At 62.0% G+C, this 6,781-nt stretch carries 4 protein-coding genes; 1 reads left to right on the forward strand and 3 read right to left on the reverse strand.

Annotated features, from left to right (window positions below; all coding sequences use genetic code 11):
- Positions 1 to 56: 56 nt before the first annotated feature.
- Positions 57 to 1,133, reverse strand: a complete 1,077-nt coding sequence (locus tag J2X76_RS23985; protein ID WP_310219873.1) for a 3-deoxy-7-phosphoheptulonate synthase — start codon at positions 1,131 to 1,133, stop codon at positions 57 to 59.
- A gap of 383 nt (positions 1,134 to 1,516) precedes the next feature.
- Here J2X76_RS23985 and clpB point away from each other — a divergent pair, with 383 nt between their 5' ends.
- Positions 1,517 to 4,117, forward strand: a complete 2,601-nt coding sequence (clpB, locus tag J2X76_RS23990; RefSeq protein ID WP_310219875.1) for an ATP-dependent chaperone ClpB — start codon at positions 1,517 to 1,519, stop codon at positions 4,115 to 4,117.
- A gap of 115 nt (positions 4,118 to 4,232) precedes the next feature.
- On the opposite strand, the gene J2X76_RS23995 is transcribed toward clpB, so the two are convergent.
- On the reverse strand, positions 4,233 to 6,173 hold the full coding sequence (locus J2X76_RS23995; RefSeq protein ID WP_310219878.1) for a M23 family metallopeptidase: 1,941 nt from the start codon (positions 6,171 to 6,173) through the stop codon (positions 4,233 to 4,235).
- A 355-nt stretch (positions 6,174 to 6,528) separates the two neighbouring features.
- A partial coding sequence (locus J2X76_RS24000) for a hypothetical protein (protein WP_310219879.1) occupies positions 6,529 to 6,781 on the reverse strand: 253 nt, incomplete at its 5' end.

Genomic DNA, 6,781 nt, shown 5'->3' on the forward strand with positions numbered 1-6,781 from the left:
ATGGAAAAAGGCCGCTTCTCGGAGCGGCCTTCCTGTTTGAGCAATCGCTGATCAGATCAACCGCGGGCCGCGCGACGGTCACGGGCGGTGCGGGCCAGATCTTCGAGCACCGAGACCGATGTCTCCCAGTCGATGCAGCCGTCGGTAATGCTCTGGCCGTAGGTGAGCGGCTTGCCGGGCACGAGGTCCTGGCGGCCGGCGACGATGTTGCTTTCGATCATCATGCCCTTGATGCCCATGTTTCCGGCGGCAATCTGCGCGGCGACGTTTTTCACCACAAGCGGCTGGTTCATGGGATCCTTGCCGCTGTTGGCATGGCTGGCATCGATGACGATGCGGGGGTCGACACCGCGTTTTGCCGCGTCACCGGATACCGCCGCGACATCGGCCGCCTCATAGTTCGGCTTTTTCCCGCCGCGAAGGATGACGTGGCAATCCTCATTGCCGGTCGTCGATGCGATCGCCGCCCGGCCGTCCTTGGTGACTGCCGGAAAATGATGCGGCTGCGAGGCGGCCAACATGGCGTCGAGCGCAACGCCGACGCTGCCATCGGTGCCGTTCTTGAAGCCGATCGGGCAGGAAAGGCCCGAGGCGAGCTGGCGGTGCACCTGGCTTTCGGTCGTGCGCGCGCCGATCGCGCCCCAGCTGACGAGGTCGGCGATATATTGCGGCGTGATCGTGTCGAGGTATTCGCAGCCGGCCGGCAGGCCCACCGCATTGATGTCGAGCAGGAGGCGCCGGGCGATCCGCAGGCCTTCTTCTATGCGGTAGCTGCCGTCGAGATGCGGATCGTTCATCAGGCCTTTCCAGCCGACGGTGGTGCGGGGCTTTTCGAAATAGACGCGCATGATGATTTCGAGATCGCCGCTCAGGCGTCGTCGCTGTTCTTCCAGCCTTGCGGCATAATCCCTTGCGGCCACGGGGTCGTGGATGGAGCAGGGGCCGATGATGACGATCAGCCGGTCGTCCTCGCCATGGAGGATGCGATGGACGGCGTCGCGCGTCCGGGTCACGGTTTCGGTCACGGCATCATTGCGCGGGATTTCGGCGATGATGCCGGCGGGCATGGTCAGCGGGGTGAGTTCGACGATGCGGCGATCGTCGACAGCATTTGCGGGATTGGTATTCGGCACGGGCATGGCTCCTGTTTGGTCATACCGTGCGGAAACAAAAAAGCCGCCAGGTAGACTAGCGGCTTGAGGGACTGTCGTTGCGTCGAAATCAGCTACGCACGGACCCGCATCCGCTTGGGAAAGCGGTAGCTATAAAATCGCGAGGCGTAGGCGGATGTGAACGACATGGGGTTTCTGTATTCGCTCGATTGCGGATTGTCACGCGGAAAATTTGCGGCGTTCCTGCCGACGGATTTTGAGCGTCTGAACTCTTTAAACACCCGAATCCGCTTACCATATCTCCATCAACGCCGAGGCTTCGGCAGGGCTCGCCTTTGAGGGAGCTCAATCTCAATCATCGCTCCGTGCCTTATCAAGGGCGGGTCGATCACTGGAGGTAGCATATGAACATCGAAAAATACTCCGAGCGCGTCCGCGGTTTCCTGCAGTCGGCTCAGACCCAGGCTTTGGCCTCCGGTCACCAGCAGTTCACGCCCGAACATGTGCTGAAGGTACTGCTCGACGATGACCAGGGCATGGCGTCCTCGCTCATCGAGCGTGCCGGCGGCAATGCCAAGGAAGCCCGCATCGCCAATGACGCGGCGCTCGCCAAACTCCCCAAGGTCTCCGGCGGCAATGGCGAGATCTATCTTTCGCCGCCGCTCGCCAAGGTTTTCGCGACAGCGGAAGAAGCCGCCAAGAGGGCCGGCGACAGTTTCGTCACCGTCGAACGCCTGCTGCTGGCGCTTGTCATCGAGACCTCCGCCTCGACTTCGGCGACGCTCAAGAAGGCCGGCGTGACCGCGCAGGGTCTCAACCAGGTCATCAACGATATCCGCAAGGGCCGCACCGCCGATGGCGCCAATGCCGAGGCTGGTTTCGAGGCCCTGAAGAAATATTCGCGGGACCTGACGGCCGAAGCCCGTGACGGCAAGCTTGATCCGGTGATCGGCCGCGACGACGAAATCCGCCGCACGATCCAGGTTCTGTCCCGCCGCACCAAGAACAACCCGGTCCTGATCGGTGAACCCGGCGTCGGCAAGACGGCGATCGCCGAAGGGCTCGCCCTGCGCATCGTCAACGGCGACGTGCCGGAAAGCCTGAAAGACAAGAAGCTGATGGCGCTCGACATGGGCGCGCTCATTGCCGGCGCGAAATATCGCGGCGAGTTCGAGGAGCGCCTGAAGAGCGTTCTGAACGAGGTTCAGTCGGAAAACGGCGAGATCATCCTGTTCATCGACGAGATGCACACGCTGGTCGGGGCCGGCAAGTCCGACGGCGCGATGGATGCCTCCAACCTCTTGAAGCCGGCGCTTGCCCGCGGCGAACTGCATTGCGTCGGTGCGACCACGCTCGACGAATATCGCAAGCACGTGGAAAAGGATCCGGCACTTGCCCGCCGTTTCCAGCCGGTCATGGTCGAGGAGCCCACTGTCGAGGATACGATCTCGATCCTGCGGGGCTTGAAGGAAAAATACGAACAGCACCACAAGGTCCGCATCTCGGATTCGGCCCTGGTCGCCGCTGCGACGCTTTCCAACCGCTACATCACCGATCGGTTCCTGCCGGACAAGGCGATCGACCTCATGGACGAAGCCGCTTCGCGGCTGCGCATGCAGGTGGATTCCAAGCCCGAGGAACTTGACGAACTCGACCGCCGCATCATGCAGCTCAAGATCGAGCGCGAGGCGCTGAAGAAGGAAACCGACAGCGCCTCTGCCGACCGGCTGTCGCGGCTGGAAAGCGAAGTCACCTCGCTCGAAGAGCAGGCGGATGCGCTGACGGCCCGCTGGCAGGCGGAAAAGCAGAAGCTCGGCCTTGCCGCGGACTTGAAGAAGCAGCTCGACGAGGCTCGCAACGAGCTGGCGATCGCCCAGCGCAAGGGTGAGTTCCAGCGTGCCGGCGAACTGACCTATGGCGTCATCCCGGAACTGGAAAAGCGCCTCGTGGAAGCCGAAGCCCAGGACAGCTCGGCCAATGCCATGGTGCAGGAAGTCGTGAACCCGGACGCGATCGCCCATGTGGTGTCGCGCTGGACCGGCATTCCGGTCGACAAGATGCTGGAAGGCGAGCGTGACAAGCTGCTGCGCATGGAAGACGAGCTGGCGAAATCGGTGATCGGCCAGGGCGATGCGGTGCAGGCGGTTTCGCGGGCGGTCCGCCGTTCGCGCGCCGGGCTGCAGGATCCGAACCGGCCGATAGGCTCGTTCATCTTCCTCGGCCCGACCGGCGTCGGTAAGACGGAGCTGACCAAGTCGCTGGCCCGCTTCCTGTTCGACGACGAGAGCGCGATGGTTCGCCTCGACATGTCGGAATACATGGAGAAGCATTCTGTCGCGCGGCTGATCGGCGCCCCTCCGGGCTATGTAGGTTACGAGGAAGGCGGTGCGCTGACCGAAGCGGTGCGGCGCAAACCTTACCAGATCGTGCTGTTCGACGAGATCGAGAAGGCGCATCCGGATGTGTTCAACGTTCTCCTGCAGGTGCTCGACGACGGGCGCCTGACGGACGGGCAGGGCCGCACGGTCGACTTCAAGAACACGATGATCATCATGACCTCCAATCTGGGAGCGGAATATCTGACCGCTCTTCGCGAGGACGAGGATTCCGAAAGCGTGCGCGAGCAGGTGATGGAGGTGGTGAAAGCCTCGTTCCGGCCTGAATTCCTCAACCGCGTCGACGAGATCATCCTGTTCCACCGCCTGAAGCGCAACGAGATGGGCGCGATCGTCGATATCCAGATGAAGCGGCTCCTGTCGCTGCTGGCGGAGCGGAAGATCACCATCGATCTCGGCCCGGACGCCCGCGAATGGCTGGCCGACAAGGGTTACGACCCGGTCTATGGCGCGCGTCCGCTGAAGCGGGTGATCCAGAAGTTCGTGCAGGATCCGCTCGCCGAGCAGATTCTCGGCGGCCAGATTCCGGACGCATCGGCGGTCGCCGTCAGCGCCGGTTCGGACCGGCTGCTCTTCCGGGTCAAGCGGGTGGTGAGCGAGGCTGCGTAAGCCGAACCGGACATAAGAAGCAGAATGGCGGCCTCGGCCGCCATTTTCGTCTGCGCTCGGATCCGCTCGAAGCCTTCGATCGTTTGCGGCAGAACAGCCGCAAGGGGAGGATGACCTAGCGGCTTGCGACCTCGTCGGAAGCCTGGGTGTTGAGCAGTGCGTCGATGCGCTTGCGCTCTTCCTCGAAGCGCGCCAGCGCCTTGCCGGTCAGCGAGCTGCCGCCCGGCAGGCGGACCTTCATCGCATCGACCTTGGTGCCGTTGACGATCAGTTCGTAGTGAAGATGAGCGCCGGTCGACTGGCCGGTGGAGCCGACGTAACCGATCACCTGGCCCTGGGTGACCTTGGCGCCTTCGCGAACACCCGGCGCGATGGCGCTCTGGTGGTTGTAGGAGGAGACGTAACCGTTGGCATGGCGGATGAGCGTCTGGTTGCCGAAACCGCCGGAGTCCCAGCCGGCCTTTTCGACGATGCCGTTGCCGGTGGCGATGATCGGCGTGCCGCGCGGGGCGGCCCAGTCGGTGCCCGTGTGCATCAGAGCCCGGCCGAGGATGGGATGGCCGCGCATGCCGAAACCGGAGGTCATTCGGCCGTTCGGAAGCGGGTTGCGCAGCAGGAACTGCCGGATGCTCTTGCCGTCCTCGTCGAAATAGTCGACCGAATTGTCGTCGGAATTCTGGAAGCGGTAGAAGCGGGTGGTCGTGTCGCCGAAACGGGCGTTCACGTAGAGCAGTTCGGAATCCTTGCTGGCCTGGCCTTTTTCGTCGGTGACCGAGAAGAAGGCCTCGATCTTGTCGGTAGGCTTCAATTGCGCCTGCAGATCGACATTGCTGGCAAGCAGTTTTACCAGCGTGCCGGTCATCTCCTTGCTCATGCCGTAGGAGAGGGCGGCGCGGTAGATGCCGTCGTAGACGCGCGGCAATTCGCGGCCGGCGACGATTTGCGGCGATTGTTCGCTGAAGGCCGAGGCGATTGCATCCAGCATCGGCGGCTCTTCGCCGTCCACGAAGCGGCCGTGATCGTCGAGGGCAACCGTGACCCGGTGATTGCCGCGCCGATAGAGGCTGGCCCGGACGACCAGAACCATGTCGCCTTCCTGGATGACGCCGATGCGCAGCACGTCGCCGACCGAAAGACCGGCCTCGCCGAGGCGAGATTGCAGGTAGCCGGAGATTTCCCGCGCCTTGCCTTCCGGATAACCGACTTCGGTCATCGCCTGGCCGACCGTTTCGGCCTTGCGCACGGGAATGACGTCGTCGGCATATTCCCTCGTATGCGAATTGATCGGTTCGGGGGTCGAAACCGAGATGTTCTCTTCGACGACCCGGGCAGCGAGGCCCGCGGTGATGTCCAGGCCGGCGCCGTCATCCTTCGAGGAGAAGCGCTGTGGATCGACATAGGAGAGCCCCGACAGCTGGCTGTTGCCGTCCGTGAGCACGGAACCGTTGGAACGGACGTTTTCCTCGACCTCTTCCAGCGTCATCGCCGGCGCGAACGCGTACATGCTGCCCTTCACGGGGAAGGCGACGGTCTGGAGGCTGACTTCGGATTCGACGTTCGAGCCGTAGATGACGCCGGCGCGGGCGGCCGGCGGCGGCGGTGTCTCGCTCGACGAGAAGATCGTCATCGGATCGAAATTCGGATAATCTTCCTGTGCCACGTGGTTGGCGGCCAGGTTCATCTTCACATGCGCGAAGGGCTTGCGGCGGATGACTTCCTTGTTGCCCTCGTGCACGACGGTCGAGACTTCCATCACTTTGCGGTCGGTGGGCATGGCGACGATATTGCTGCCGAGCAGCCGCTTGCCGCGCGAGGCGGCATCCGCATCGTGCGCGGGGAGGGCGGCCGATGCCTCCGCCGGGATCGCAAGCTGCTGCCGGCCGTCGAGAGCGGCAAACAAAGCAACGCCCATCAGAATGGAAGATGTAATGCCCGTGAGAAACGTGCCGGAAAGCCAACGCAACGAAATTTCACGTCGATCCGGGGCGCGACGGCCGTCGGCGAGGATCGGCGGTTCGTTGCCGAGCGAGCGGATCATGCTGCGGGCCGTTATCATGCCAGTTTAAGCCAGTCCCTGATACTCGTTATTGCCGTAAGCAGTTTTTATACTGCCTGCGGGACCTTGGGCCAAACATGTGCCCCTTTCAGCCTGGAGAGTCAAATCCGGCACCTTGCAAACGGGTACATTCGCAGAGACGCTTTTTCGATTCCCTATAGAGAGCGTGGTAACCATGAGATTGTGAATTTGTCGGGGCGGTTTTGAGGCAGGGGCCAAAAGGGCACTGTTTATACACGCCGCGAGGGCCCGAAAGTCGCTGGAAAAGCGTCCTCCGCATAATTTTTCGGAGATTGTTTATTTATATCAATAACTTGTCGTTTTTCTCGATTTTTCTGAATCAAGCCTGTTGACTTCAAATGGTGGTGGGATCTATAACCCGCTCACTGAACGAGGGCGGCGGCGCTGCTGGCGACGACGACTTTCGTTCTAAAGAAATCACTGATTGATTGGCGCATGCTGGTTGGGACCGGGTTACGGTTTGGTCTCTGGAAGTTGTGCTGTTCTTGAAGTTTTGACGGTTGGGCCTTTTGGTTTTGAAGCGTCGGTTATTTGACAATTGAAGATGAGAAGAAAGAGAAACGTGGTCGGCGGTTTTCGCGGATTGG

It is taken from the genome of Neorhizobium sp. 2083, assembly GCF_031455615.1.
GTDB lineage: Bacteria > Pseudomonadota > Alphaproteobacteria > Rhizobiales > Rhizobiaceae > Neorhizobium.

Bases quoted from the DNA above. Each gene is read 5' to 3' on its own strand.
- clpB (WP_310219875.1), top strand. From the start codon at position 1,517: ATGAACATCGAAAAATACTCCGAGCGCGTCCGCGGTTTCCTGCAGTCG.
- J2X76_RS23995 (WP_310219878.1), bottom strand. From the start codon at position 6,173: ATGATAACGGCCCGCAGCATGATCCGCTCGCTCGGCAACGAACCGCCG.